The organism is Rhodospirillales bacterium (assembly GCA_016699855.1).
Classification (GTDB): domain Bacteria; phylum Pseudomonadota; class Alphaproteobacteria; order Reyranellales; family Reyranellaceae.
This window is the reverse complement of sequence record CP064988.1, coordinates 1,006,128-1,032,289: the sequence shown is the minus strand read 5'-3', so window position 1 is coordinate 1,032,289 and position 26,162 is coordinate 1,006,128. Positions and strand designations below refer to the sequence as shown.

Here is a 26,162-nt window from a genome sequence, read left to right as displayed (position 1 = left end):
GATCTCCTGCATGGACGCGGCGATCGTGTCGTGGACGGCGGATGCAGGCAATTACGCGGGACGTAATCGCCTTGCCCGTCGGCGCGGCGCCGACGCCTACGCCGGCAGTCCTAACGCGCGCAGCGCCGCGATCGTGGCGTCCGGCGCGCGGTGGTGCACGCCGCGCATCCCGAACGCGCTGGCGGCCTCGGCGTTGACCCGGTTGTCGTCGATGAAGACGGCGTCGGCGGCCGCGAAGCCGCCGCGCGCGCAGCTCAGCCGGAAGATCGCGGGATCGGGCTTGGCGATCCCCTCGTGGCCCGACACGACGATGTCGCGCATCGCGTCGAGCGTCGGCAGGTGCGGCCGGCAGCGGTCGTAGGTGTCGCCGGCCCAGTTCGTCAGCCCGTAGATCGGCACGCCGGCGTCGCGCAGCCGCAACGCCAACGCCGCCATCGGCGCGATCTCGCCGAGGATCGTCTCGGGGAAGCGGTCGACATAGGCCGCGATCTCGGCCGCGAACTCGGGGAAGGCGGCGATCGCCGGCGCCACGGCGGCGCGCGAGTCGCGCGCCTTGTCGAGGACATGGAAGAACGGCGTCGACAGCACGTCGCGCAGGAAGCGGTCCAGCCGGACCGGCTCGGGGATGACTTTCTCCAGCAGGTAGCGCGGGTTCCAGTCGACGATGACGCCGCCGAGATCGAACACGACGATGGTGGGGGGCTGCGAGGGCATTCTGGCTCCATGGATCCCGGGTGCGGAGGCTACACGGAACGACCCGTGACGTAAGGCGGATTCACGACTTGGCGACGCGCGCCGGGGGGTCACCAAACGGCGGTTTTGACCGGCTGTTCCGGGCTGGTGGAAAGGCCGCGAAAAGAGGCCGAATTTATCAGTGAAAACAAAGTCTTATATTCCAACTTCGAGCGCCGAATTCGATTGCTTGGATAGGGGGATTTGCTAGGTTGCCGGCGTTCGTCGTGAACGGCATCCGCCGACCGCGCCGCGACCCCCGGAACGCCGCGCCGACGGCCCGAGAATCAGCCGAGTTGCCCGCCTCGTGACAGACGCCACAGATACGAAAGATCCGCCGCCCTCACCGCCGCCGGGTGGCGATATCGCGCCGATCACGATCGAAGAGGAGATGCGGCGCAGCTACCTCGACTACGCGATGAGCGTGATCGTGGCGCGCGCCCTGCCGGACGCCCGCGACGGTCTCAAGCCGGTGCACCGCCGCATCCTGTTCGCGATGCGCGAGGGCGGCTACGACTCGACCAAACCGTTCCGCAAATCGGCCCGCATCGTCGGCGACGTGATGGGCAAATACCATCCGCACGGCGACAGCGCGATCTACGACGCCATGGTCCGCATGGCGCAGGATTTCTCGATGCGCCTGCCGTTGATCGACGGGCAGGGCAATTTCGGCTCGATGGACGCCGATCCGCCGGCGGCGATGCGCTACACCGAGGCGCGCCTCGCCAAGACCGCCGAGGCGCTGCTCGAGGACATCGACAAGGACACCGTCGACTTCCAGGCGAACTACGACGACCAGGGCCGCGAGCCGACGGTGCTGCCGGCGCGGTTCCCGAACCTGCTGGCGAACGGCGTCGGCGGCATCGCCGTGGGCATGGCGACCAACATCCCGCCGCACAATCTCGGCGAGCTGATCGACGCCTGCTGCGCGCTGATCGACGACCCCACGACCCCGGTGTCGCGCCTGATCGAGATCGTGCCCGGCCCCGATTTCCCGACCGGCGCGCTGATCGTCGGCCGCAACGGCATCCGCGCCGCCTACGAGCTGGGCCGCGGCTCGATCGTCGTGCAGGCGCGCACGCGGATCGAGGAGATGCGCGGCGGCCGCGAGGCGATCATCGTCGACGAGGTGCCGTTCCAGGAGAACAAGGCGCGCCTGATGGAGCGCATCGCGGAGGTGGTGCGCGAGAAGAAGGTCGAGGGCGTCTCCGAGGTGCGCGACGAGAGCGACCGCGACGGCGTCCGCGTCGTCATCGAGCTGAAGCGCGACGCGATGGCCGACGTCGTGCTGAAGCAGCTGTTCCGCCACACCTCGTTGCGCACGACGTTCGGCGTCAACGCGCTGGCGCTGGACGGCGGCCGTCCGCGTCTGATGACGCTGAAGGAGCTGCTGGAGGCGTTCATCCGCTTCCGCGAGGACGTCATCACGCGGCGCGCCAAGCACGATCTCGCCGCCGCGCGCGACCGCGCCCACGTGCTGGTCGGTCTGGCGATCGCCGTCGCCAACATCGACGAGGTGATCGACACCATCCGCCGCGCCCCCGACCCGCAGACCGCGCGCGAACGGCTGATGGCGCGCGACTGGCCGGCGCGCGACGTCGGGCCGCTGATCGCGCTGATCGACGAGCCCGGCCGCGTCGTGTCCGACGCGGGCACCTACCGCCTGTCGGAGGCGCAGGCCCGCGCCATCCTCGAGCTCCGCCTGCAGCGCCTCACCGGACTGGAGCGCGACAAGATCGCGGCCGAGCTGGAGGAGGTCGCGGGCCACATCCGCGAGTACCTCGAGCTGCTGGCGTCGCGCGAGAAGCTCTACGCGCTGATGCGCTCGGAGCTGGTCGAGATCCGCGAGCGCTTCGCCACGCCCCGTCGCACCGAGATCGTCGACGACGAGCTCGAGACCGATATCGAGGAGCTGATCCAGCGCGAGGACATGGTCGTCACGGTCACCCACGGCGGCTACGTCAAGCGCGTGCCGGTGGCGGCGTACCGGGCGCAGCGCCGCGGCGGCAAGGGCCGCTCCGGCATGGCGACGCGGGACGACGATTTCGTGTCGACGGTGTTCGTCGCCAACACCCACGTGCCGGTGCTGTTCTTCACCAGCCGCGGCATCGTGCACAAGCTCAAGGTGTGGCGCCTGCCGCTGGGCGCGCCGCAGGCGCGCGGCAAGGCGTTCGTCAACCTGTTGCCGCTGCAGGACGGCGAGGCGATCTCGGCCGTCATGCCGATGCCGGAGGACGAGGCGAGCTGGGGCACGTCGCAGGTGATGTTCGCGACGGCGCGCGGCGGCATCCGGCGCAACGAGCTGTCGGACTTCACCAGCGTCAACCAGGGCGGCAAGATCGCCATGAAGTTCGAGGGCGAGGATGCCGGCGACCGCCTGATCGGCGTGCAGGTGTGCGGCGACGGGCACGACGTGCTGCTTGCGACGCGGCTGGGCAAGGCGATGCGCTTTCCCGTCTCGGCCGTGCGCGTGTTCGCCAGCCGCGCCTCGACCGGCGTGCGCGGCATCGCCCTGGCAGACGGCGACGAGGTCATCTCGATGACGCTGCTCGACAGCGGCCGGGCGACGACGGAGGAACGCGACGCCTATCTGCGCCAGTCCCGCCTGTCGCGGCAGCAGGAGAACGGCGACGAGGCGGCCGTCGAGGAGCCCGTGAACGGCGCCGGCGAGGAGGGCGCGGAGGAGGCCGCCGCCGCCGAGGTCACGCTGACGCCGGAACGCTACGCCGAGCTGGCGGCGCGCGAGGACTTCGTGCTGACGGTCGCCGCCAACGGCTTCGGCAAACGCACCTCGGCCTACGAGTACCGGGTCACCGGACGCGGCGGAAAGGGCGTCGATCTCATGAACCTGCCGAGGGGCGCCACGGTCGCCGCGGCCTTCCCGGTCGACGCGCGCGACCAGATCATGGTGATGACCGACGGCGGCACGCTGATCCGCTGCCCCGTCGACGGCATCCGCATCGCCGGCCGCAACACCCGTGGCGTGCGCATCGTCAACGTCGCCGACGACGAGAAGGTGGTGTCGGTGGCGCGCATCGTCGACGACGGCGAGGCGGCGGCTCCCGCCGAGGACGCCCCCGAGGCCTGATTCCGGCGGCCATCGGCGCGTCCGGCCCTGCGTTCCCCGCATGCTGCGTCGCCGCAAACGGGTTGGTGGAAGCCCGCGATTGCGGCTAACGTCCCGTCCCGCAGCGCATCATAAATCGCCGGAACACGGCGGGGGGAAACATGGCGGGCGACCGTATCGGCATCTATCCGGGGACCTTCGATCCGATCACCAGCGGCCACGCCGAGATCGTGCGCCGCGCCATGAGGGTGGTCGACCGGCTGGTTCTGGCGCCGGCCATGAACATCGGCAAGGGTCCGCTGTTCAGCCTCGAGGAGCGGGTAGAGATGCTGCGCGAGGTCATCGCCGACCAGCCGGCCGAGATCGGCGCGCGCATCTCGATCGTGCCGTTCACCGGGCTGCTGGTGCATTTCGCGAAGGCCCAGAGCGCCACCGTGATCGTGCGCGGTCTGCGCGCGGTGTCCGATTTCGAGTACGAGATCCAGATGGCGAACATGAACGCCCGCATGGAGCCCGGCGTCGAGACCGTGTTCCTGATGGCGTCGGACCGCCACCAGTTCATCTCCTCCAGCCTGGTCAAGGACATCGCGCGGCTCGGCGGCGACACGTCGAGCTTCGTCTCGCCCAAGGTGTTCGCGCGGCTGAAGGCCAAATTCGCCGGCGGCACCGGCGTCAACTGACGCCCGCCGGCGCCTCGGGCCGGCGCATTGACCAATCGGCGCCGGGACCCTATACGGCAGCGCCCGACGCGCGGCGTGCCGCCCGCGCCGGTCCGGACGAGCGCGTAGCTCAGCGGCAGAGCATCTGACTTTTAATCAGAGGGTCGAGGGTTCGATCCCCTCCGCGCTCACCAACCCCGGTCAGCCCAGACCCCCGACGCCCATCGCCGCGCCGAAACGCCGGGCGCAGTCCAGCGGATCGCCGTATTTGCGGTGCCGCGCGGTGTGCTTCGCCGCGGCCAGCGCGAGGCGGCGCTTGTCGGGCGCGCGGCTCCTGCCGAAATCCTCCAGCATGCAGAGCGCGATCTCCTGATTGTGGGGGTCGTTGCCCAACCGCGACGCCGCCGACGCCAGCGCGCACCAGCGCGTCGGGCCGGTGGCCGGCGTCGAGATAGGCCGACGTCCAGGCCAGCGCCTGCTCGCTGTCGAGCGTCACGGTCGCGGCCTCGACGCGCGAGCCCAACCATCCGAAGACCCATGTTGCGGCGCTTCCGGCATGGTTGCCGCGACCCGCTCAGGGAGCCGAAAGCGTCAACGGCCGCGCGCGGCGTCCGGCCGATGCCGTGCGTCCGGCGCAGGCTGGGTCGGCGTTCGTGGCGTTTGCCGCCGTCGTCGCCGACCCGTAGCGTGCCGCAGCCGTCGGCCTCCCGCCGGCGCGCGCGACCGAGGTGGCGGTGCCCGTCTACGCTTCGACCATGCCCGTGATGGACCGGCACCGCTTCGACGCGGCGGCGCTGGACGCGTATCTCCGCCGCCGCATCGACGGCTACCGCGGCGGCTTGGAGGTCCGGCAGTTCGACAGCGGCCACTCCAATCCGACGTTCTTCCTCGCCGCCGACATCGGCGGCCGCCGGCACGATCTGGTGCTGCGCAAGAAGCCGCCGGGGGCGCTGGTCGCCTCCGCGCACCAGGTCGACCGCGAGTTCCGCGTCATCAGCGCGCTGGCGGCGACCGACGTGCCGGTCGCGCCGGCGCGGCTGCTGTGCGAGGACGAGTCGGTCATCGGCCAGATGTTCTACGTCATGGACGCGGTCGAAGGCCGCATCTTCGGCGATCCGGCGATGGCGGCGCAGAGCCCGGCGGAGCGGGGCGCGATCTTCGACTCGATGAACGACGTGCTGGCGCGGCTGCACAAGGTCGATCCCGCCGCGGTCGGACTCGGCGACTACGGCCGCGCCGGCCGCTACGTCGAGCGCCAGGTGGCGCGGTGGAGCAAGCAGTACGAGCAGCTCAAGACCGAGCACATCCCGGCGATGGAGAGGCTCTCGGCGTGGCTGCCGGAGAACATCCCGGCCGAGGACCCGACGACGATCGTGCACGGCGACTACCGGCTCGGAAACATCGTGGTCCACCCCGAGGAGCCGCGCGTCGTGGCGGTGCTGGACTGGGAGTTGTCGACGCTCGGCCATCCGCTGTGCGACCTCGCCTACAACTGCCTCGGCTATCATCTGGCCGATCCGCCGCACGGCTACGCGCGGGTCGATTTCGCGGCCAGCGGCCATCCGACCGAGGCCGAGTACGTCGCCGCCTACTGCCGGCGCACCGGGCGGGCGCGGATCGACCATTGGAACTTCTATCTCGCCTTCTCGCTGTACCGCCTCGCGGCGATCGCGCAGGGCGTCTACCGGCGCGGACTCGACGGCAACGCCTCGTCGCCGGAGTCGATCAAGATGGGCGGCGCCGCGCGCGAGCGGGCGGAGCTGGCCTGGAGCCTCGTCGGCTGAGCCGCCGACGTCGGACGACGGGAAGAACGACTGGAGGGGAAACGGACGATGGCGAACAGAATCACCCGGCGCCGCGCGCTGCCGATCGTCGGCGGCGCGCTGGCCGCGCCGCTGCTGCCGAGCGTCTCGGCGGCGCAGACCGGTCTGCCGGAAGGCACGCTGAAAATCCTCGTCGGCTTCCCTGCCGGCGGCGGCACCGACGTGATGGCGCGCCTGCTGGCCGAGCCGCTGAAGCAGCGGACCGGCCGCAACGTGCTGATCGAGAACAAGGCGGGCGCCAGCGGCACGATCGCGGCGGAGGCGGTCAAGAACTCGCCGCCCGACGGCGCGACGATCATCTACATCCCCAGCGCCACGATCGTGCAGAAGCTGACGATGGCGTCGGTGCCGTTCGATCCGCTGACGGATTTCGCGCCGCTGACGCTCGCGGGCACGGTGCAGACCGCGTTCTGCGTGTCGCCGACGCTGGGCGTCAACACCTTCGCCGAGTACATCGAGTGGCTCAAGAAGAACCCGACGCGCCAGAGTTTCGGCACGACGGCGTTGGGCTCGTTCACGCATTTCTTCGGCGTCATGGTCGGCCGCGAGATCGGCGTTCCGCTGGAGCCGGTTCCCTACCGCGGCGCGGCGCCGCTGATCGCCGATCTGCAGGGCGGCCACATCGCCGCCGGCTGCGGCGGCATCACCGACTTCCTGGAGCACCACCGCGCCGGCAAGGTGAAGGTGCTGATGACGTCCGGCCTCAAGCCGACGCAGGCGGCGCCGGAGATTCCGACCGGCACGGCGCTGGGCTACCCGAAGCTCAACATCCTCGGCTGGTACGTCTTCCTCGCCGCCGCCAAGACGCCGCCGGCGATCGTGCAGGCCTGGAACAAGGAGCTGGGCGCCGTGCTCGCCCTGCCGGAGATCGTCAAGCGGCTGGTCGGGCTCGGCCTCGACGTCGAGACGTCGACGCCCGAGCAGGTGCGCGAGCGCATGTCCACGGACCTCGCCCGATGGAAGGGCATCATCGACGGCATCGGCTACAAGCCGCAGTGACGGCGGGTTCGCGGCGCGGGCCCGGGTCGGACCGTCCCGGGCGCCGCCGCGCCGCCCCGGGGCGGCGCCGACGTCAGCGCTTCAGGACCTCCTTGTTCACGACGTTGTCCGGGTTCGGCTTGCCGTCGAACACGTCGAGCACGTTCTGCACCGTGGCCTGCGCCATGCGCGCCGACGCCTCCGCCGTGACCCCCGCCATGTGCGGCGCCATCACGATGTTGGACAGCGAGCACAGCTTGTGGACCTCCGTCGGCGGCTCCTTGTCGAGCACGTCGAGGCCGGCGGCCTTGATGACGCCGCCCTTGAGCGCGTCGTAGAGGGCGTCCTCGTTGATGATGCCGCCGCGCGCGGTGTTGACGATGTAGGCCGTCCTCTTCATCGCCGCCAGCTCGTCGCGGCCGATCAGGTCGATCGTCTCCTTGTTCTTCGGGCAGTGCACGGTGACGAAGTCGGCGCGCGCCAGGCCGGCCTTGAGATCGGCGACCGGCTCGTGGCCGGCGGCGCGGATCGTCTCGGCCGGGACGTAGGGGTCGAACACCAGGACGTTCATCTCCATGGCCGCGCAGCGGCGGGCGATGCGCGTTCCGATGCGGCCGAAGCCGATGACGAGCAACGTTTTCAGGTAGAGGTCGACCGGCAGCTCCTTGCGCCGGTCGTCCCAGCGGTGCTCGCGCACCATCCTGTCGTAGTCGAAGCCGCGCTTGGCGAGCGTGAGCATCAGGAACATCGCGTGTTCGGCGACCGACACCGAGTTCGCGACTCCGGCGATCATCAGCGGCAGTCCACGCCGCGTCAGCGCCGGCACGTCCACGGTGTCGTAGCCGACGCCGATTCGGGCGGCGACCACGAGGTTCGGCGCCGCGTCGAGCTCGGGATCGCCCAGGGGCGTCAGGCCCAGCGTGACGCCGTGGGCGTCCTTGAGCGCGGCGTGGAACTCGGCGGTCGTGAAGTTGTGCATCGGCACCGCCTCGACGTCGTCGCGCGCGTCGACGAGCGCCATACCGGCGGGATGCATGCCCATCGGCATCAGGATGCGTTTGGTGTTCTTGGCCATCTCGGTTCCTCTCCTGGGGATGATGGGCGGCCGACCGGGTCAGTCCGCGAAGAATTCGAGCAGGATACGCTGGTACGTCTCCGGCACAACGTTGGGGAACAGGTGTCCGCCATACGGCAGGACCACCGTGCGGCAGTCCGGCACCAGACGGCCGAGCTCCTCGGTGAAATAGGCCGGCGTGACCTGGTCGTCGCGGGCGCCGATCGCCAGCGTCGGGCAACGGATGCCGCGCAGCGCCTCGCGACGGTCGTGCGCCACGATAGCGGCGATGCGCGACAGCACGATCTCCGGCACCGGGATCGTCTCGGCCGCCAGCGCCTCGTTGGCGGCGAGCTCGGCGTCGTGGTCGCGGATCCACGCGGCGGCGTTGAGCGCCAGGCCGCTGGCCTTGACGTAGGCCTCCGGCCCGAGATGCCGCAGGAGCAGCGAGCGCACCTCGAACAGGCGGCGGAAGAACGCGTCCGTCTTCGCCCAGGTCGCGCTCAGGACGAGCTTCGAGATCCGCGCCGGATGGTCGATGGCGATGACCTGCCCCATCGCCCCGCCGGTGGAATGGCCGACGTAGCGGGCCGTCTCGATCCCCAGCGCGTCCATGAGCTGGAGCGCGTCGTCGGCCATCTGGTCGACGGAATAGTCGATGCGCGACAACTCGCTGCGCCCGCAGCCGCGGTGGTCGTGGAGCACGACCGTGTACCGTTCCGCCAGCGCCGCCACATGCGGGGCCCAGAACGTCGCCACGCCGCCGAGGCCGGTGACCAGCATCAGCGGCGGTCCGGCGCCGTGCGTCTCGTAGTACAGACGCGCGCCGTCGCGCAGGGTGGTGTGCGGCATGCCGCCTCGCGTCCGCCGGACCCGCCGCGCCGCTACTCGGCCGCCACCTTCCGGGCCCGCGCCGTCTGGATCGCGCTCCAGATCGAGTGCGGCGTCGCGGGCATGTCGATATGCGCGATACCGGTCTCGGGACGCAGCGCGTCGACGATGGCGTTGATGACCGCGGGCGGCGCGCCGATGGCGCCGGCCTCGCCCGCGCCCTTGATGCCCAGGGGATTGGTGGTGCAGCGCACGTTGTTCATGTCGAAATGCACGTGCGGCACGTCGTCGGCGCGCGGCATGGCGTAGTCCATGTACGAGCCGCTCAGCAGCTGGCCGTTGTCGTTGTCGTACACCGTGCGCTCCGTCAACGCCTGGCCGAGGCCCTGGCCGATGCCGCCATGGACCTGCCCCTGCAGCAGCAGCGGGTTCACGGCGTCGCCGAAATCGTCGACCACGGTGTAGCGCAGGATCTCCAGCGTGCCGGTGTCGGGATCGACCTCGAGCTCGCAGATGTGGCAGCCGTTGGGGAAGGTGGCGGCGTCGGGCGTCCGGGTGAAGTCCGCGTCGAGGCCCGGCGTCTCGCCCGGCGGCACGTGCTTCGGGTCCCGCGCCGCGCGCGCCACCTCGAACAGGCTCATCCGGCGGTCGGTGCCGACGATGCGGAATGTGGCGTCGGCGTACTCGATGTCGCCCGCCGCCGCCTCCATCGCGCTCGCCGCGACGAGCTTGCCCTTGGCGATGATCTTGTCCGACACGCCGAGCACGGCCGCGCCGGCGACCGGAATCGAACGCGAGCCGCCGGTCATGCCCGGCGGCGTGACGTCGGAATCGCCCTGCACGATGCGGATGCGCTCCGCGTCGACGCCGAGCCGCGCCGACATGATCTGCGTGAACGCCGTCTCGTGGCCCTGGCCGTTGGTCTGCACGCCGACGTAGACGGTGACCATGTCGTCGCCCTCGAATTTCGCGATCGCGCTTTCCGGCGCGCCGCCCGAGCATTTCTCGACGTAGGTCGCCAGGCCGATGCCGCGCCATCTGCCGCGCGCCTTCGACTCGGCGCGCCGCGCGGCGAAGCCCGTCCAGTCGGCCTTGGCCATCGACTTGCGCATGGTCTCCGTGAACGCGCCGGAATCGTAGGTGTCGCCGAGCGCGGTGTTCCACGGCAGCTGGTCGGCGCGGATATGGTTGCGGGCGCGGATCTCGTCGGGGGTCAGCCCGGTCTCGCGCGCGATATGGTCGACGAAACGCTCCAGCAGGTAGGCGGCTTCGGGACGGCCGGCGCCGCGGTAGGCGTCGGTCGGCACGGTGTTCGTCATCACGCCTTTGACGTTCACGTAGATCGCCGGCGTCTGGTAGAGGCCCGCCAGCATGCCGGTGCCGGCCATGGTCGGGATGAAGGCGCCGTAGTGCGAGAGGTAGGCGCCCAGCGCGGCGTAGGTCGTGACCCGCAGGCCGAGGAATTTGCAGTCCGCGTCGAGCGCCATCTCGGCGAAGGAGACGTGGTCTCGGCCCTGGACGTCGGACTGGAAGGCCTCCTGCCGCTCGGGAATCCACTTCACCGTGCGCTTGAGCAGCCGCGACGCCCATACGACCATCGGGTACTCGGGGTGGACGAAGATCTTCATGCCGAAGCCGCCGCCGACGTCGCCGGTGCGCACCCGCAGCTTATCCTCGCCGATCTTCAGGATATCGTCGGCGACCACGGGGCGGATGACGCTGACGCCCTGCGACGACACCCACAGCGTCGAGCGATCGGTCGCCGAATCGTGCTCGCAGATCGCGCCGCGCGGCTCCATCGAGTTGACGACGACGCGGTTGTTGACGATGCGGAGCTTCACGACGCGCTTGGCCTTGGCGAAGGCCGCGTCGGTGGCCGCCGCGTTTCCCATCTCCCAGTCGAAGATCAGGTTCCCCGCGATATGGTCGTGCACCAGCGGCGCGCCCGGCTGGGCCGCGCCGTAGGTGTCGACGGCGCAGGGCAGGGGCTCGTAGTCGACCTCGATCAGTTCGGCGGCGTCCTTGGCCTGGTCGAGCGTGTCGGCCACCACCAAGGCCACCGGGTCGCCGACGTGCCGGACCCGGTCGAGCGCCAGCATCGGCCTCGGCGTGTCCGGCCGCATGGTACCGTCGCGGTTCTGGACGGGGATCAGGCAGGGCAGGTCGCCGAATCCGGCCGCCTTGACGTCGGCGCCGGTCAGGACCGTGAGCACGCCCGGCGCCGCCTTGGCGGCCGTGGTATCGACGCCGCGGATGCGGGCGTGGGCATGCGGGCTGCGCAGCACGTAGGCGCGCGCGGCGCCGGCGCCGGCTTTGGTGTCGTCGGTGTAGCGCCCGCCGCCCGTCAACAGACGCGGATCCTCGACCCTGCGGACCGATTGACCGATGCCGAACTTGGCCATGACGCTGTCTCCTAGGGTCTTCGCCGATGTCTTGGCGGGCAGACTAGAGGTCGACGACGCAGCTTGCAAAGCGCCCGACGAATGGCTGTCGCGCGCACGCATAGCTCGACGCTCCAGCCACGTTCGACGGGTGTGGCTGGATAAAGTTTAATGGTGTGCAGTGAGCGCTCGCCACTTATCGTCCGCCGCCTTCAGGTCAACGGATCGGGGACCTATGACGTCGTCGAGCGTTTCCGGCGCCATGTTCGCCAGGCGCCGCACCATGGTCGCGTTGATCACGCTCGCCGCGATTTCCGCGATCGCGCCGGTGCTGTTCATCGTCTGGTGGCTGCTGTTCGACGTCGAGGGCACGCCGCGCGGCTCGCTGATCTGGCGCTTCGCGTTGCCGAGCCACCTGAAGGCGCTGCCGGTCGCCGAATCGTGCGCCCCGCCGCTGTACTTCTACCGCGGCGCCTCGGGGCCGCGGCCGCAGACGGCGATCATGAGGTTCGGCACGCGCCTCGGTCCGGAGGCGCTACGCGCCGCGTACGCGTCGCTCACCGCCGGTTGCCGCGCCGACGAGGCGGCGGCCGGGTCGCCCGGCCGGGGTTGGCACTGCGTCGGCCGCCCTTACGCGGAGATCGAGATCCGTGTCGCCGGCGGCGAGACCTGCCGGCGGGCGGAGATACGCCTCGTCGGCCCCTGATCGCGTCGAGATTGCCGCCCGCCGTCGCGCGTGCGAGACCGGCGGCGGAGCGTGCCACCGGACATGACGACAGCCTATCTCGCCGCCGAAGGGCTCGAGGCGCAGCTCGCCGAGGAACTCCGGCGCGCCGGCATCCGCTTGGTCGCGCGGCACGAACGGCTGTTCGTGACCGACGCGCCGGCCACCCCGGCGGCGTGGGCCGCCAATGTCTGGCATGACGTGCGCGACGCCGGCATCGTATCGATCGCCGACGCGGCGGCGCGTCTGCGCGACACGCAGCGCAACTGGGCGATGTACGCCCCGCTGCACCACCGCCGCGCGGCGTTGATCGCGGCGCGCCTGCCGTATGTCTCGGCCAAGCCGATGGTGTTTCCGGCCGATCCGCCGGCCGCGCCGCTCGGTTCGTGGACCTTGCTGGCGCCGGACCGGATGCTCTACGCGGCGCACTGCGCGTCGCCGTGGCCGAACGGCGAGGTCGATTTCGTCGAGGACCGCCTGGGGCCGCCGAGCCGCGCCTACCTGAAGCTATGGGAGGCGCTGACCCGACTGGGCGCGCGTCCGCGGCCGGGCGAGCTGTGCGTCGACCTCGGCGCGACGCCCGGCGGCTGGACGTGGGTGCTGGCCGGGCTCGGCGCGCGCGTGATCGCGGTCGACAAGGCGCCCCTCGATCCCGGCGTGGCGGCGATGCCCGGCGTCGAATGGCGCGGCGAGAGCGCGTTCGGTCTCGATCCCGAGGCGTTCGAGCGCGTCGACTGGCTGTTCTCGGACATTATTTGCTATCCGGCGCGGCTGCTGCGGCTGGTCGAACGATGGCGCGCGTCGGGTCGCGTGCGCAACTTCGTCTGCACCGTGAAGTTCCAGGGCGGCACGGACCACGACGCCGCCGACGCCTTCGCGCGCATACCGGGTGCCCGGCTGCTCCATCTGCACCACAACAAGCACGAGCTGACCTGGGCGTCGCTGGCCTGAGCGCGGCCACGCGCCCGGCGTCAGATGTAGCTGCCGCCGCCGCCGTAACCGCCGCCCGGACCCGGCCGGATGCGCCGCCGGCGGATGTCGCGGAACAGATCGGCGTCGTCGAGAAGGTAGTCGACGCCGTCCCGCCGCTGCACGAACGCCCGCAGCGGCGCCAGCCGCCGGTACTGTTCGGAGCTCAACGACGTCGTGAGCTTGGTGGTCCCGTCCGGCGCGATCTCCAGCACCGATCCGGCGGGAACGGCCACCACCTGCCCGTTGCGCATCGTGAACACGATGGAGCCCTCCGTGCAGTACAAGGTGAGGGCGCCGTCGACGCCGACGAACAGCTCGAAGGTCGTGCCGCGCACGCCGATCGATCCCGCCGGCGTGCGGACCTGGTAGCTCTGGCTGGGCATGTTGCCGCTGACGAAGCGGAACACGCCGCGCGCGGCGTTCAAGGTCGAGGTGCTGGCGCCGCGGCCGGGGTCGTAGACGAAATTGTCGAGCGTGACGGACGAGCCGGGGCCGACCGTGAGGCTTGTCTCGTCGCGGAACACGAGCTGCGCCCTGGCGTCGGCGGCCGTGGCGATGACCTCGCGCTGGAAAACCCGGTCGCCGGCCTTCAGCGCGCGGTCGCGGCTGTCGACCGTGCCTTTGACCGCGTTGACCGCGGCGGCCGCCGCGCCGATATCGGACGGACCCTGGGCGCGGACCATCGCCGGGCACGCGAGCATCACGGCCATCGTCAGAGGAAACAACGGGCGAAGCGTCGGACGCATGGCGATCCGTGTCTATCGTCGCTCGAGGACGGCGTCTGGGGCGGGAAAGATTGTTGAAATCCTACGCCTGAGCGAGGTGAAAATCGAGCGATTCATCGATCTGGCCGCGGATGTGCGAGGATGCCGCGTGGACTGGGACGCGGCGGAGGCCGCCGGAAGGAGGTGCGTTTGCGTGATCGCGGGACTGGATTCGACGGACCGCGCGGGCTCGCGGCCGCGGCATGAACCGTCGCCGCGTCCTGTTCGGCAACGAGTTCGGCGGCGGGCTCGGGCACGCCCTGCGCATGTGCCGCGTCGCGGCGTCGCTGACGGCCGATGGGTTCGACTGCGTCATCTACGTCCGCCGGTTGGCGGAGAGCGGCGCCCACGTCGTCGGCCGCGGATTCGAGGCGCGCCAAGCGCCGACCATCGATCCGCCGGCCCGCGACATGTGGGCGACGCCGGCGCAACGACTTGCCGCCGCGGGCATGGACGATCCCGCGATCGCCGCCCGCGCGGGCGCCGCCTGGGACGCCGTGCTGGACGAGGTCGATCCGGCGTTCGTCGTGCTCGACAGCGCCATCCATCTCCAGCTCGCCGCGCTCGACCGCGTGCCTGCGATCCGGATCGGCAACGGCATGACGGTACCGGCGCCGACGCGCGCGCCGGCGGTCCTCGATCCGGACGAGATCGATCCGGCGCTAGACGCACGGATTCTGGAATCGCTGGCGGCGGCGCGGCGCCGGCGCGGGCTTCCGCCACTCGCGGCGCTGGACGATCTGGAGCGCGGGCTGGTGGCTGCGTTCGCGGCCTGCCTCGCGCCGTTCGACCCGTTCGCCCATGTGCGCGACCCGGCCGACCGCGTTCATTTCGCCACGCTGCCTGAACCGCGGCCACCGCCGGCGCGCCCCCTCGTCTATGCCTATCTGTCGGGCGAGGAGCCTGAAGCCGGCGCGTGTCTGGCGGGGTTGGCTGGAAGCGGCATCCCCGCCGCCGTCTATCTCAAGATGCCCGAGAAGCTCGCGACACGACCGGGCGGCCATGCGCTCACCTATCTCGAGCGGCTGCCGGAGATCGGGCGGATCGCGGAGGGCGTGTCGGCGATCGTGCACCATGGCAGCCTCGGCGTGTCGGAGGCGGCTTTGGCCGGGGGCGTGCCGCAGATCGTGCCGACCGAAGGCCACTTCGAATGGGCGTGGAACACGGCGGTGCTTGAGCGGCTGGGCGCCGGCCGTCGGACGCGCGGCGCCGTGGCGTTCGCCGAGGCGCTACGCGCCGCCGTGGACGACGATGGATGGGCTCGGGAATGCCGAGGCCTCGCCGAGGCGTTGGAACGGCCGTCCGTGTCCGAGAGCGAGTCGAAAGTCCGGACGGCGGCCGCCAGGGCCGCGGCCGGCGGCTAGGAGCGTCCGCGCAGGCGGCGGACGCTCAACGCCAGGGGACGGCGCGCGGGCGGTCGTCGTCCCGATCCCGATAGCGTGGCGGCGGGCGATCCGGGCGGCCATCGCCGTCGCGGTCGACGAATCGAGGCGGGGGACGGTCGGGGCGGCCGTCACCGTCGCGGTCGACGAAGCGCGGCGGCGGATGACGCGGTGGGACGGGGTGCGTGTGCGCCGGCGGCACGACGTAGACCGGCCGCGGCGTCACGTAGACCGGCGCCGGCGCGTAGCCGTATCCGGAGTAGCCGCCGTAGGGCGCCCCGTAGTACCCGCCGGTGTCGTACGGCGAGGGATTGGTGACGCAGCCTGCGAGCAGCATGATCGACGCGAACGCGAAGGGAGCGAGGCGGGCCATGATGTCCCCCGTAGGGGCCGGCGGTCCCGGAAGGGAGCGCTCTGACGGCGCGCGCACTCAATCCGGTCGCGGTGTCGGGATTCGGGACGAATTGCGGATTCTTCACGGCACGCCGTTTGCGTCGGCGGTTCCACGTCTCTAGTGTCCTGCGTCCCGGCGGGCGGGACGTTGGAGTGGTTCGAGCTTGGACAAGACGACGCGGCTTGCCGTCGATATCGGCGGCACCTTCACGGATGTGGTGCTCGAGGTCGGCGATCCCGCCGGCGGCGGCCGGCGGCTTACGCGCAAGGTGCTGACGACGCCGCGGGCGCCCGAGGCGGCCGTCATGGACGGCACCCGCGCGATCCTCGCCGACGCGGGGCTGGCGCTGGCCGACATCGCGGTGTTCGTGCACGGCACGACGCTGGCGACCAACGCCATCATCGAGCGGAAGGGCGCGGCCACGGCGCTGATCGCCACCGACGGTTTCCGCGACACGCTCGAGATCGCCTACGAGAGCCGCTACGACCAGTACGACGTGTTCATCGAGAAGCCGCGGCAGCTCGTGGCGCGCTCCCGGCGCTTCACCGTGCCGGAGCGCATGGACGTGCACGGCGCCGTCCGGCTGCCGCTCGACGAGGCGGCGGTGCGCGCGCTGGTGCCGGCGCTGAGGTCGGAGGGGATCGGCGCCGTCGCCGTCGCCTACCTGCACTCGTACGCCAACGACGCGCACGAGCGTCGGACGCGGGAGATCCTGCTCGAGGCGATGCCGGATCTGTCGGTGACGCTGTCGTGCGAGGTCTGCCCGGAGGTGCGCGAGTACGAGCGCACGTCGACCGCGGTCGCCAACGCCTACATCCAGCCGCTGATGGCCGGCTATCTCGCGCGGTTGCGCGACGGCTTCGCCGCCGGAGGCTTCACGGGCACGATCTACCTCATGACGTCGGGCGGCGGCCTGACGGCGCTGGAGACGGCGCGCCGCTTCCCGATCCGTCTCGTCGAGTCGGGCCCGGCCGGCGGCGCGATCCTCGCGGCCAATGTCGCGGCCGAGCGTGGCGAGGCCAAGGTGCTGTCGTTCGACATGGGCGGCACGACGGCCAAGATCTGCCTGATCCAGGATTTCACGCCGTTCAAGTCGCGCAGCTTCGAGGTCGACCGCGCCGCGCGCTTCCTCAAGGGCTCGGGCCTGCCCGTGCGCATCCCGGTGATCGAGATGGTCGAGATCGGCGCCGGCGGCGGCTCGATCGCCCGCGTCGATGCGCTGAAGCGCATCGTCGTCGGCCCCGACAGCGCCGGCGCCGAGCCCGGGCCGGCGAGCTACGGCCGTGGCGGCGTCGAGCCGGCGGTCACCGACGCCGACGTGGCGCTCGGAAAGATCGACCCGACGCGTTTCGCCGGCGGCACCATCCATCTCGACGTCGACGCCGCGCGCCGCGCGCTCGACGCCGCCATCGGCGCGCCGCTGGCTTTGACCACCGAGATGGCCGCCTACGGCGTGGGCGAGATCGTCGACGAGAACATGGCCAACGCCGCCCGGGTGCACGCGGTCGAGCGCGGCGCGGCGATCGGCGAGCACACCATGATCGCGTTCGGCGGCGCCGCGCCGCTGCACGCTTCGCGGCTGGCGGAGAAGCTGGGTCTGGCGCGCGTCGTGATTCCCGCCAACGCCGGCGTCGGCTCGGCGGTCGGGTTCCTGCAGGCGCCGGTCGCCTACGAGCTGGTGCACAGCCGCTACATGAGGCTGGACGGCTTCGACGCGGCGGCGGCCAACGCGCTGCTCGACGGCATGGCGCGCGAGGCGCACGCGCTGGTGGCCCCCGGTGCGCAGGGCCGCAAGGTCGTCGAATCGCGCGTCGCCTACATGCGATACGTCGGCCAGGGCCACGAGATCGTGGCGCCGTTGCCCGGACGCCCGCTGGTCGAGGCCGACGCGGAGACGCTCCGCGCGACGTTCGAGCGCGAGTACGCGGCGTTGTTCGCCCGACACATCCCCGGCGCCGCCATCGAGGCGTTGAGCTGGTCGGTCACGGTGTCGACCGAGGCGCGGCGTCCCGCCGTGGTCGCCTCCCCGGCGCGGCGGCCGCCACCGGCGGCGGTGGGCGCCAGGCGCTTCTTCGATGCCCGCGTGTCGCGCCACGTCGACGTGCCGGTGTACTGGCGCGGCGATTTGACGCCCGGCGCCGCGGTGCCGGGTCCGGCGATCATCGCCGAGGACGAGACGTCGACCTTCGTGTCGTCGACCTTCGACGCCTGGCTGGACGCGGCCGGCGGCATCGTCCTGGAACGCAAGGCCTCGACCGGGGCGGCGGCGCCGACGTAGGATCGCCGGCGGCACAGGGTTTGCGTGGTGCCGGACCGGCGTCCGGCGGTGGATCGCACAAGGACATCGACATGTCGTCCAACAGCCTCGGCCAGATCGACCTCCAGATCATGTGGAACCGCCTGATCGCGGTCGTCGAGGAGCAGGCGCAGACCCTGATGCGCACCGCGTTCAGCCCGATCGTGCGCGAGGCGGGCGACCTGTCGGCCGGCGTCTTCGACCTCCAGGGCCGCATGCTGGCCCAGGCCGTCACCGGCACGCCGGGCCATGTGAACTCGATGGCCGAGTCGGTGAAGCACTTCATCCGCCACTTCCCCGTCGAGACGATGAAGGCGGGCGACATCTACATCACCAACGACCCGTGGATGGGCACCGGTCACACCAACGACTTCGTCCTGACCACGCCGTGCTTCAAGGACGGGCGGCTGGTGGCGCTGTTCTCCTGCACCAGCCATCTCACGGACATCGGCGGCATCGGATTCGGGCCGGACGCGACCGACGTGTTCATGGAAGGCCTCTACATCCCGATGCTCAAGCTGGCCGACCAGGGCCGGATGAACGAGACCCTGATGTCGATGATCCGCGCCAACACCCGGCTGCCGGTCGACACCGAGGGCGACGTCTACTCGCTGGCCGGGTGCAACGACATCGGCTGCAAGCGCCTGGTCGAGATGATGACGGAGTTCGGCCTCGCCGACCTCGACGAGCTGGCGGAGTTCATCGTCAGCCGCAGCTACGACGCGGTGATGGCGGAGATCCGCAAGCTGCCCAAGGGCTCGTGGCGCAACGAGATGATGGTCGACGGCTACGATCAGCCGATCCGGCTCGTCGCAACGACGACCGTCGGCGAGGACGGCATCCATGTCGACTACACCGGCACCGATCCGCAGGCGCGCCGCGGCATCAACGTGCCCCACGCCTACACCACGGCCTACACCGTGTTCGGTCTGGGCTGCGTCGTCTCGGCCCGCATTCCCAACAATGCCGGCTCGCTGGCGCCGCTGACCGTGTCGGCGCCGCCGGGCTCGATCCTCAACGCCCTGAAGCCGGCGCCGGTGCTGTCGCGCCACATCATCGGGCAGATGCTGCCGGACATGGCGTTCGGCTGCCTGCGGCAGGCGATCCCCGACCGCGTGCCGGCCGAAGGCACGTCGTGCCTGTGGAACCTCAACGTGCGCGGCATGGTGGTCGGCGGCGGTGGCGGCAACTACGGGTTCACGATGGCCGTCACCAGCAACGGCGGCACCGGCGCGCGGCCGATGTCCGACGGGTTGTCGGCGACGGCGTATCCGTCGGGCGTTAAGGGCACGCCGGTCGAGATCGCCGAGTCGATCACGCCGCTGATCTTCTGGAAGAAGGAGCTGCGGCCCGACAGCGGCGGCGCCGGCGCGCGCCGCGGCGGGCTCGGCCAGATCATCGAGGTCGCGTCGGGCGTCGATCTGCCGTTCGACCTGCTCGCCGCCTACGACCGCATCGACTTTCCGCCGCGCGGCCGCGACGGCGGCGCCGACGGCGCGGCCGGTTATGTCGGTCTCAAATCCGGCGTGAAACTCAAGGGCAAGGGCTTCCAGTCGATCCCGCCGGGCGACCGGTTGGTGGTGATGACGCCGGGTGGCGCCGGCATCGGCGACCCGAAGGGGCGTGATCGGGCGACGCTGGCGCTCGACGTGTCGGAGGGGCTCGTGTCGGCGGAGTCGGCGTCGCGCGACTATGGCGCCGCGCCCCTGAAGGCGGCGGAATGAGCGGCGCAACGCGTCGCGGGGGCGGCCGCTGAACGGCCGCGCACGGAGGAGGGGACGATGACGTACTCACGCAGACAGACGATGCGGATCGGCGCCGGACTGGCGGCGTCGGCGTTGGGGGCGCCGCTGGTGGCGCGCGCCCAGGGCAAGATCAAGATGGATCTGTCGACGATCTGGCCCGACGGCAATTTCCACACCAAGAACTGCCGGCTGTTCGCCGAGCAGGTCGGCAAGGCGACCGGTGGCGCGGTCGAGATCGTCGTCCATTCCGGCGGATCGCTGGGCTACAAGGGGCCGGAACACCTCAACGCGGTGCGCGACGGCCTCGTGCCGATGGCCGACATCCTGAACATCCAGCAGGTCGGCGAGGCGCCGCTGATGGGGATCGAGGGCGTGCCGTTCCTGGTGGGCAACGCCGACGAGCTCAAGGCGCTGCAGAAATACGCCCGGCCCGAGTTCGACAAGATCGCGACCAAGTACAACCAGACCATCCTCTACACCGTGCCGTGGCCGACGCAGTACCTGCACGCCAAGGTCAAGGTCGACAAGCTCGACGGACTCAAGGGGCTGAAGATCCGCGTGCCGGACCGCCAGGCCGGCGACATGGTCAACGCCCTGGGCATGGTCGGCGTGCAGATCCCCTGGGGCGAGACGGTGCCGGCGCTGGCCTCCGGCGCCGTTGTCGGCGTGACGACGTCGTCGGTCTCGGGCGTGGACGGCAAGTTCTGGGAGTTCCTCAAGGTCTTCTACCGGACCAACCACGTGTGGAGCTCGCAGGTCGTCACGATCAACAACGACGCCTGGAAGAAGATCCCGGCCGACCACCAGAAGGCGATCCGCGAGCTCGCGGCCAAGCTCGAGCCCGACTTCTGGAAGGTGTCGGTCGAGGCGGACGCGGCCAGCAGCAAGCGGCTGGTCGAGGGCGGCATGGAGCTGGTCGAGGTGCCGCCCGCGATGATGAAGGAGATGCGCGAGAAGACCGTGGATCTCGAGAAGGCCTTCATCGGCCGCGCCGGCGCGGTCGCCGCCGACGTCATCGCCAAGTACAAGAAGGATGTCGGCCGCGCCTGACGCGGCCCGCGTCGGGGCGGCGCGCCCGCCGTCGCCCCGCGACAGGCGCCGGCCGTTCCGCCGGCGGAGAGGTGCAGGGACATGACGGTGGGGACTGGTCCGGCGCGCCAGCCGCGGCGGACCGGCGACGCGGTGGGGGACGTCCTCGCGGCGGTCGACCGGATATCGATGTGGGGGGCTTGGGCCTCGGCTGCGTGCATCGTCGCGATCCTCGGCCTGATCGTGGCGGAGGTTTCCGCGCGCAATTTCCTCGGCGCCAGCCTCTATTTCGCGTGGGAGTTCAGCGCCTACCTGATGGGCGCGGCCTTCATGCTCGGCGCCGGCTACGCGCTGCGCGCCGGTACCCAGATCCGCGTCAACGTGCTGCTCGAGAACGTCCCTGCCCCCGTGGCGCGGTTTTTCGACCTGCTGTCGACCGTCGCCTGCGTCGTCATCGCGGCGTTCCTCGCGTGGTCGTTCGCCGAGGCCACCTGGCTGTCGTGGGTCCGCGATTCCCGCTCGCCCGAGAAAAGCGAGCTGCCGCTGTGGATTCCGAAGATCGCGCTGGCGGTCGGCGCGGCGGTCTTCCTGCTCCAGACGGCGGCCCGTCTGGCGCGCCTGCTGCGAGGCGAGCCGGGGGACGATCCGGCGCTGCGCATCGGCCAGGACATCGAGTAGCGTCATGGGCGCCATCCTCCTCGCTCTGCTGGTCCTGATGACGGTGACGCTGTGCGTCGGCATCTGGATCGGGCCGGCGCTGATCGCCACCGGCGTCGTCCTGCTGGAGGCGTTCACCGACCGGCCGACCGTGCGGTTGATCGGCACCTGGGCGTTCAACGTGCTGACGTCCACCGACATCGTCTCGCTGCCGCTGTTCATCCTGATGGGCGAGCTGCTGTTCCGAACGCGGCTGTCGCAGTCGCTGTTCTCCGGCATCGCGCCGTGGATGGGCTTCCTGCCGGGCCGCCTGCTGCACACCACGGTGATCGGCTGTTCGATGTTCGCGGCGATCTCCGGTTCCTCGGCCGCCACCACCCAGGTCGTCGGCCGCATCACGCTGACCGAGCTGCTGCGGCGCGGCTACGACAAGGGCATCGCGGTCGGCAGCCTCGGCGGCGCAGGCACGCTGGGGTTCCTGATTCCGCCCTCGATCCCGATGATCATCTACGCCGTGCTGGCCGAGGAGTCGCTGCTGCGGCTGTTCACCGCCGGATTCATCCCGGGCTTCGCGCTGGCGGGCTGCTTCATGGCCTACATCGCGATCCGCGCGATCATGAATCCCGGCGTCGTGCCGGAGGAGGAGCGGCGCGCGTCGCGCTGGACGTGGGGCGACCGCGCCCGCAGCCTGGTCGAGCTGGGACCGGTGGCGTTCCTGATCTTCACCGTGCTCGGCACGATGTATCTCGGCTACGCCAGCCCGTCGGAGGCCGCCGCGATCGGCGTGGTCGGCGCGCTGGTCGTGGCGGCGTGGCAGCGGACGCTGACCGTGCCGAACCTGCGCGACGCGCTGCTCGGCTCGGTCCAGACGACCTGCATGATCGGTTTCATCGTGCTCGGCGCCTTCGTCGTGGGCACCGTGCTGGCCAACCTGCGCGTGCCGCAATACGTGTCCGGCGCGATCTCGTCGTGGAACCTCCCGCCCTTCGCGCTGATCGCCATGCTGGTGGTGTTCTACGTCCTGCTGGGCACGGTGCTCGAGGGCTTCTCGATGATCGTGCTGACGCTGCCGATCGTCCTGCCGGTGGTCATGGCCGCTGGCTTCGACAAGGTGTGGTTCGGAATCTTCCTGATCCTCACGATCGAGATGGCGCAGATCAGTCCGCCCGTCGCCTTCAACCTGTTCGTGATCCAGGGGATCACCGGCGATTCGCAGACCTACGTGGCCTGGAAGGTGGTGCCGTTCTTCCTGATCATGATCGGCTTCACCGCGTTCATCACGGTGTTCCCCGGCTTCGTGACCTTCCTGCCCGACATCCTGCCGAAGCTGCTGGGGAAGTGAGGGGAAGGCGATGGCGCGCGATTTCGACATCGCCATCGTCGGCGGCGGCGCCGTCGGCAGCTCGATCGCGTACTGGTTGACGCGCGATCCGGCGATGGCGGGGCGCGTCGCGGTAGTCGAGCGCGACCCGACCTACGCGCGCGCATCCTCGGCGTTGAGCGCGTCGTCGATCCGCCAGCAATTCTCGACTCCGCTCAACATGCGGCTGTCGCGTTTCGGAATCGATTTCCTACGCCGCGCCGCGGAGCATCTCTCGATCGACGGCGAGCCGCCGGTCGATCTCGGCCTTCGCGAGCCCGGCTACCTGTTCCTGGCGTCGCCCGGGGGCGAGGCGATCCTGCGCGAGAACCACGCGGCGCAGACCGCGGAGGGCGCGTCGGTCGACCTGCTTGATCCCGCCGCCCTGCGCGCGCGCTTCCGGTGGATCGCGACCGACGGCGTCGCACTGGGATCGCACGGCGTCGCCGACGAGGGCTGGTTTGACGGGCCGGCGCTGATGCAGGCCTTCCGGCGCAAGGCGATCGCGCAGGGCGCCCGCTACATCAAGGACGAGGTCGTCGGCTTCGACGCCTCGTCGGACCGTGTCGGGTCGCTGCGGCTGGCCTCCGGCGGCTCGCTATCGGCGGACAAGGTCGTGATCGCCGCCGGCTGCTGGTCGGGCGCGCTCGCCGCCACGGCCGGGATCGCGCTGCCGGTCGAGCCCAGGCGGCGCAGCGTCTTCGTGTTCGACTGCCGTGCCACGCTGGAGCGGATGCCGCTGACGATCGACAGCAACGGCGTCTGGGTCCGGCCGGAGGGCCGCTACTTCCTCGCCGGCGTGTCGCCTCCGGCCGACCGCGATCCGCCGGGCGCGCCGCTGGAGGTGCAGCACTGGGAGTGGGACGAGATCGTGTGGCCGAGCATCGCCGCCCGGGTGCCGGCGTTCGAGTCGGTCAAGGTCGTCAACAGCTGGGCCGGCTACTACGAGTACAACACGTTCGACCAGAACGGGATCGTCGGCCCGCATCCGGCGCTCGCCAACCTCGTCTTCGCCACCGGTTTCAGCGGACACGGCATCCAGCAATCGCCGGCCACCGGCCGCGCGGTCGCGGAATGGCTGGTGAACGGCCGCTACCTGACGCTGGACCTCGCCGCGTTCGGCTTCGATCGCATCGCCGCCGGCCGCCCCGTCGTCGAGCGCAACGTGGTGTGACGCGGCCTCCCATTTCCCGTCGCGATCCGCCACAATGGCGGCGTAGCGCGAGGAGCGGACAATGAGCGGAACGCGGGACGGCGCCATCGGGCGCATCGAGACCTATTTCGACGACGGCGGCTTCCTGGTCGACCTCCAGCGGCGCGTGGCGATCCCCACGACGAGCCAGGAGAGCGACAGCATGCCCGCGCTGCGCTCCTACCTCGTCGACGAGATGACGCCGTCGCTCGGCAAGCTCGGCTACGAATGCGTCGTGATCGACAATCCGCGGCCGGAGTACGGACCGTTCCTGATCGGCCGCCGCGTCGAGGATCCGGCGCGGCCGACGGTGCTGACCTACGGCCACGGCGACGTCATCCGCGGCCAGGACGACCAGTGGCGCGCGGGCCTGTCGCCGTGGAAGATCGTGGTCGAGGGCGACCGCATCTACGGCCGCGGCACGGCCGACAACAAGGGCCAGCACTCGATCAACATCGCCGCCATCGACGCCGTGCTGCGCGAGCGCGGCCGGCTCGGCTTCAACTCGACGATCCTGATCGAGACCGGCGAGGAGACCGGCTCTCCCGGCCTCGCCGATTTCTGCCGCGCCCACAAGGCGCTGCTCAAGGCCGACGCGCTGCTGGGCTCCGACGGTCCGCGCCTCGACCCCAAACGGCCGGCGATCTTCGGTGGTACCCGGGGCACGCTGAACTTCACCCTGACGCTCGAGCTTCGCGAGGGCGGCCATCACTCCGGCAATTGGGGCGGCCTGCTGGCGAATCCCGGCCTGATGCTGGCGCACGCGATCTCGTCGATCGCCGACGCGCGCGGCCAGATCAAGGTGCCGGAGTGGCGGCCGAAGACCCTGACCAACTCCGTCCGCGCGGCGATCGGCGATCTCAGCCCGATCGACGGCGGGCCGGATGGACCCAGCATCGATCCCGACTGGGGCGAGGAATCCCTGACGCCGGCCGAACGCGTGTTCGGCTGGAACAGCTTCGAGGTGCTGGCCTACAAGACAGGCAATCCCGACCGGCCGGTCAACGCCATCCCTCCCAGCGCGGTGGCGCACTGCCAGCTCCGCTTCGTCGTCGGCACCGATCCGGGCGACATCCTGCCGGCGCTGCGCCGCCATCTCGACCGCCACGGGTTCGGCGCGGTCAAGATCGCGCAGGCGCGCGACGTGCTGATGGGCGCCACGCGGCTCGATCCAGACGATCCGTGGGCCAAATGGGCGGTGGCGTCGATCCGGAAGACGACCGGCGTGCGCCCGGATGTCGTGCCCAACCTCGGCGGCTCGTTGCCGAACGAGGTGTTCACCGACATCCTCGGCATGCCCACGGTCTGGGTGCCGCACTCCTACGCCTCGTGCAGCCAGCATGCGCCGGACGAACATCTGCTGGCGCCGGTGGCACGCGAGGGGCTGCGGCTCATGACCGGGCTGTTCTGGGACCTCGGCGAGGCCGGTGTGCCGGCGAAGCGCGCGTAGCGGAGCGCGCTCGATCCGACGGGCGCATATCGCCCCCGCGCCGGCGCCGCGTTGACGGCCGCGCGGAGCGCGGGCCATCCTCGCGCCGCCGAAAAATTCCGGGGGACGCGCGCGATGGCGAGAATTCCATACTACGATCCCGCGACCAAGGACGCCGACTTCAACGAGTTCGTCGGCAAGGTCGGCGGCCTCAACATCTTCAGGATGCTCGCGCATTCCGAGCGCACCGCGCGCGGCTTCGTGCGGCTCGGCAACGCGCTCCTCTACAAGGGCATCCTCGATCCCGTGCTGCGAGAGATCGCGATCATCCGGGTCGGGCGCCATTCGCGGGCGGCCTATGAGGTCTTCCAGCACGAGCGCATCGGTCTCAAGGCGGGGATGACGCCGGCCATGGTCGCCGCCTTGCGCGAGGGTGGCGAGGAGCCGTTCGACGCCACGCAGAGGCTGGTCATCCGGTTCACGGACGAGATCGTGAAGGATGTGAAGGCGTCCGACGCGACGTTCGCGGCCGTCAATGCGGCGATCGGCCACGAGGCGACCGTCGAGCTCGTCATCGCCATCGGCTACTACATGATGGTGTCGCGCTTCCTAGAGACGATGGGTGTCGACGGCGAGGCCGGCCAGGCCGAGTGGACGAAGACCGGGAAGATCTGAGCGCCCTCGTGGCGGACG

The 26,162-nt window shown here is 70.7% G+C and carries 22 protein-coding genes and 1 tRNA gene; 16 read left to right on the top strand and 7 right to left on the bottom strand.

Going from position 1 to position 26,162, the window contains the following annotated elements; translation table 11 throughout:
• Positions 1-96: 96 nt before the first annotated feature.
• A complete protein-coding gene (locus IPK81_04870; GenBank protein ID QQS13574.1) occupies positions 97-714 on the bottom strand; it encodes an HAD-IA family hydrolase in 618 nt (205 codons plus the stop codon).
• Positions 715-1,123: 409 nt separating this feature from the next.
• On the opposite strand from IPK81_04870, the gene gyrA reads away from it, so the two are divergent.
• The 3 genes from gyrA to IPK81_04855 all read left to right on the top strand — a co-directional run bounded on the left by gyrA (position 1,124) and on the right by IPK81_04855 (position 4,652).
• Positions 1,124-3,820, top strand: a complete 2,697-nt coding sequence (gyrA, locus tag IPK81_04865) for a DNA gyrase subunit A (GenBank protein QQS13573.1) — start codon at positions 1,124-1,126, stop codon at positions 3,818-3,820.
• A gap of 140 nt (positions 3,821-3,960) precedes the next feature.
• On the top strand, positions 3,961-4,479 hold the full coding sequence (coaD, locus tag IPK81_04860; GenBank protein QQS13572.1) for a pantetheine-phosphate adenylyltransferase: 519 nt from the start codon (positions 3,961-3,963) through the stop codon (positions 4,477-4,479).
• Positions 4,480-4,577: 98 nt separating this feature from the next.
• A tRNA-Lys gene (locus tag IPK81_04855) sits at positions 4,578-4,652 on the top strand.
• 7 nt (positions 4,653-4,659) lie between these two features.
• Here IPK81_04855 and IPK81_04850 read toward each other — a convergent pair.
• A complete protein-coding gene (locus IPK81_04850) occupies positions 4,660-4,851 on the bottom strand; it encodes a hypothetical protein (protein ID QQS13571.1) in 192 nt (63 codons plus the stop codon).
• A 362-nt stretch (positions 4,852-5,213) separates the two neighbouring features.
• On the opposite strand from IPK81_04850, the gene IPK81_04845 reads away from it, so the two are divergent.
• Positions 5,214-6,242 (top strand): phosphotransferase family protein, encoded by a 1,029-nt coding sequence (locus tag IPK81_04845; GenBank protein QQS14956.1) that lies wholly within the window; start codon positions 5,214-5,216, stop codon positions 6,240-6,242.
• Between the two features lie 48 nt (positions 6,243-6,290).
• Positions 6,291-7,280, top strand: a complete 990-nt coding sequence (locus IPK81_04840) for a hypothetical protein (GenBank protein ID QQS13570.1) — start codon at positions 6,291-6,293, stop codon at positions 7,278-7,280.
• 73 nt (positions 7,281-7,353) lie between these two features.
• Here the strand turns inward: IPK81_04840 and IPK81_04835 are convergent, their stop codons facing one another.
• From IPK81_04835 to IPK81_04825, 3 genes are read right to left on the bottom strand one after another with little or no spacing between them, the layout of a single operon-like run.
• Positions 7,354-8,334 (bottom strand): hydroxyacid dehydrogenase, encoded by a 981-nt coding sequence (locus IPK81_04835; protein ID QQS13569.1) that lies wholly within the window; start codon positions 8,332-8,334, stop codon positions 7,354-7,356.
• Between the two features lie 39 nt (positions 8,335-8,373).
• A complete protein-coding gene (locus IPK81_04830) occupies positions 8,374-9,165 on the bottom strand; it encodes an alpha/beta fold hydrolase (protein QQS13568.1) in 792 nt (263 codons plus the stop codon).
• Between the two features lie 32 nt (positions 9,166-9,197).
• Positions 9,198-11,546 carry a xanthine dehydrogenase family protein molybdopterin-binding subunit gene (locus tag IPK81_04825; protein QQS13567.1) on the bottom strand — a complete coding sequence of 783 codons (2,349 nt, stop codon included), beginning with the start codon at positions 11,544-11,546 and terminating at the stop codon, positions 9,198-9,200.
• A gap of 214 nt (positions 11,547-11,760) precedes the next feature.
• On the opposite strand from IPK81_04825, the gene IPK81_04820 reads away from it, so the two are divergent.
• On the top strand, positions 11,761-12,231 hold the full coding sequence (locus IPK81_04820; GenBank protein QQS13566.1) for a hypothetical protein: 471 nt from the start codon (positions 11,761-11,763) through the stop codon (positions 12,229-12,231).
• A gap of 63 nt (positions 12,232-12,294) precedes the next feature.
• Positions 12,295-13,200: a hypothetical protein gene (locus IPK81_04815; GenBank protein QQS13565.1), complete on the top strand. Its 906-nt coding sequence runs from the start codon at positions 12,295-12,297 to the stop codon at positions 13,198-13,200.
• A gap of 20 nt (positions 13,201-13,220) precedes the next feature.
• Here the strand turns inward: IPK81_04815 and IPK81_04810 are convergent, their stop codons facing one another.
• A complete protein-coding gene (locus IPK81_04810; GenBank protein ID QQS13564.1) occupies positions 13,221-13,922 on the bottom strand; it encodes a FecR domain-containing protein in 702 nt (233 codons plus the stop codon).
• A gap of 266 nt (positions 13,923-14,188) precedes the next feature.
• On the opposite strand from IPK81_04810, the gene IPK81_04805 reads away from it, so the two are divergent.
• Entirely contained in the window at positions 14,189-15,349 is a 1,161-nt protein-coding gene (locus IPK81_04805) for a hypothetical protein (protein ID QQS13563.1), read from the top strand.
• A gap of 25 nt (positions 15,350-15,374) precedes the next feature.
• Here the strand turns inward: IPK81_04805 and IPK81_04800 are convergent, their stop codons facing one another.
• On the bottom strand, positions 15,375-15,740 hold the full coding sequence (locus tag IPK81_04800; protein ID QQS13562.1) for a hypothetical protein: 366 nt from the start codon (positions 15,738-15,740) through the stop codon (positions 15,375-15,377).
• 184 nt (positions 15,741-15,924) lie between these two features.
• On the opposite strand from IPK81_04800, the gene IPK81_04795 reads away from it, so the two are divergent.
• The 8 genes from IPK81_04795 to IPK81_04760 all read left to right on the top strand — a co-directional run bounded on the left by IPK81_04795 (position 15,925) and on the right by IPK81_04760 (position 26,144).
• Entirely contained in the window at positions 15,925-18,039 is a 2,115-nt protein-coding gene (locus IPK81_04795) for a hydantoinase/oxoprolinase family protein (protein ID QQS13561.1), read from the top strand.
• Positions 18,040-18,110: 71 nt separating this feature from the next.
• The gene (locus IPK81_04790; protein QQS13560.1) at positions 18,111-19,781 is read left to right on the top strand and encodes a hydantoinase B/oxoprolinase family protein; all 1,671 of its coding nucleotides are present in this window, start codon (positions 18,111-18,113) and stop codon (positions 19,779-19,781) included.
• 81 nt (positions 19,782-19,862) lie between these two features.
• Complete coding sequence (locus IPK81_04785) at positions 19,863-20,852, top strand: TRAP transporter substrate-binding protein (GenBank protein QQS14955.1); 990 nt, start codon at positions 19,863-19,865, stop codon at positions 20,850-20,852.
• 81 nt (positions 20,853-20,933) lie between these two features.
• Positions 20,934-21,509 carry a TRAP transporter small permease gene (locus IPK81_04780; GenBank protein ID QQS13559.1) on the top strand — a complete coding sequence of 192 codons (576 nt, stop codon included), beginning with the start codon at positions 20,934-20,936 and terminating at the stop codon, positions 21,507-21,509.
• Positions 21,510-21,513: 4 nt separating this feature from the next.
• Positions 21,514-22,830: a TRAP transporter large permease subunit gene (locus IPK81_04775; GenBank protein QQS13558.1), complete on the top strand. Its 1,317-nt coding sequence runs from the start codon at positions 21,514-21,516 to the stop codon at positions 22,828-22,830.
• A gap of 10 nt (positions 22,831-22,840) precedes the next feature.
• The gene (locus IPK81_04770) at positions 22,841-24,022 is read left to right on the top strand and encodes an FAD-binding oxidoreductase (protein QQS13557.1); all 1,182 of its coding nucleotides are present in this window, start codon (positions 22,841-22,843) and stop codon (positions 24,020-24,022) included.
• Positions 24,023-24,083: 61 nt separating this feature from the next.
• Positions 24,084-25,490 carry a M20 family metallopeptidase gene (locus IPK81_04765; protein QQS13556.1) on the top strand — a complete coding sequence of 469 codons (1,407 nt, stop codon included), beginning with the start codon at positions 24,084-24,086 and terminating at the stop codon, positions 25,488-25,490.
• A 114-nt stretch (positions 25,491-25,604) separates the two neighbouring features.
• Positions 25,605-26,144, top strand: coding sequence for a carboxymuconolactone decarboxylase family protein (locus IPK81_04760; protein ID QQS13555.1), 540 nt, complete (start codon positions 25,605-25,607; stop codon positions 26,142-26,144).
• The last annotated feature ends 18 nt before the right edge of the window (positions 26,145-26,162 follow it).

What these genes read in the sequence shown, in the direction of transcription:
- IPK81_04790 (QQS13560.1), top strand. Translation starts at nt 18,111, where the DNA reads ATGTCGTCCAACAGCCTCGGCCAGATCGACCTCCAGATCATGTGGAAC.
- IPK81_04845 (QQS14956.1), top strand. Translation starts at nt 5,214, where the DNA reads ATGCCCGTGATGGACCGGCACCGCTTCGACGCGGCGGCGCTGGACGCG.
- IPK81_04780 (QQS13559.1), top strand. Translation starts at nt 20,934, where the DNA reads ATGACGGTGGGGACTGGTCCGGCGCGCCAGCCGCGGCGGACCGGCGAC.
- IPK81_04785 (QQS14955.1), top strand. Translation starts at nt 19,863, where the DNA reads ATGCGGATCGGCGCCGGACTGGCGGCGTCGGCGTTGGGGGCGCCGCTG.
- IPK81_04760 (QQS13555.1), top strand. Translation starts at nt 25,605, where the DNA reads ATGGCGAGAATTCCATACTACGATCCCGCGACCAAGGACGCCGACTTC.
- IPK81_04810 (QQS13564.1), bottom strand. Translation starts at nt 13,922, where the DNA reads ATGCTCGCGTGCCCGGCGATGGTCCGCGCCCAGGGTCCGTCCGATATC.
- IPK81_04840 (QQS13570.1), top strand. Translation starts at nt 6,291, where the DNA reads ATGGCGAACAGAATCACCCGGCGCCGCGCGCTGCCGATCGTCGGCGGC.
- gyrA (QQS13573.1), top strand. Translation starts at nt 1,124, where the DNA reads ATGCGGCGCAGCTACCTCGACTACGCGATGAGCGTGATCGTGGCGCGC.
- IPK81_04870 (QQS13574.1), bottom strand. Translation starts at nt 714, where the DNA reads ATGCCCTCGCAGCCCCCCACCATCGTCGTGTTCGATCTCGGCGGCGTC.
- IPK81_04820 (QQS13566.1), top strand. Translation starts at nt 11,761, where the DNA reads ATGACGTCGTCGAGCGTTTCCGGCGCCATGTTCGCCAGGCGCCGCACC.
- IPK81_04825 (QQS13567.1), bottom strand. Translation starts at nt 11,546, where the DNA reads ATGGCCAAGTTCGGCATCGGTCAATCGGTCCGCAGGGTCGAGGATCCG.
- IPK81_04775 (QQS13558.1), top strand. Translation starts at nt 21,514, where the DNA reads ATGGGCGCCATCCTCCTCGCTCTGCTGGTCCTGATGACGGTGACGCTG.
- IPK81_04835 (QQS13569.1), bottom strand. Translation starts at nt 8,334, where the DNA reads ATGGCCAAGAACACCAAACGCATCCTGATGCCGATGGGCATGCATCCC.
- IPK81_04770 (QQS13557.1), top strand. Translation starts at nt 22,841, where the DNA reads ATGGCGCGCGATTTCGACATCGCCATCGTCGGCGGCGGCGCCGTCGGC.
- coaD (QQS13572.1), top strand. Translation starts at nt 3,961, where the DNA reads ATGGCGGGCGACCGTATCGGCATCTATCCGGGGACCTTCGATCCGATC.
- IPK81_04830 (QQS13568.1), bottom strand. Translation starts at nt 9,165, where the DNA reads ATGCCGCACACCACCCTGCGCGACGGCGCGCGTCTGTACTACGAGACG.
- IPK81_04800 (QQS13562.1), bottom strand. Translation starts at nt 15,740, where the DNA reads ATGGCCCGCCTCGCTCCCTTCGCGTTCGCGTCGATCATGCTGCTCGCA.
- IPK81_04765 (QQS13556.1), top strand. Translation starts at nt 24,084, where the DNA reads ATGAGCGGAACGCGGGACGGCGCCATCGGGCGCATCGAGACCTATTTC.
- IPK81_04815 (QQS13565.1), top strand. Translation starts at nt 12,295, where the DNA reads ATGACGACAGCCTATCTCGCCGCCGAAGGGCTCGAGGCGCAGCTCGCC.
- IPK81_04805 (QQS13563.1), top strand. Translation starts at nt 14,189, where the DNA reads ATGAACCGTCGCCGCGTCCTGTTCGGCAACGAGTTCGGCGGCGGGCTC.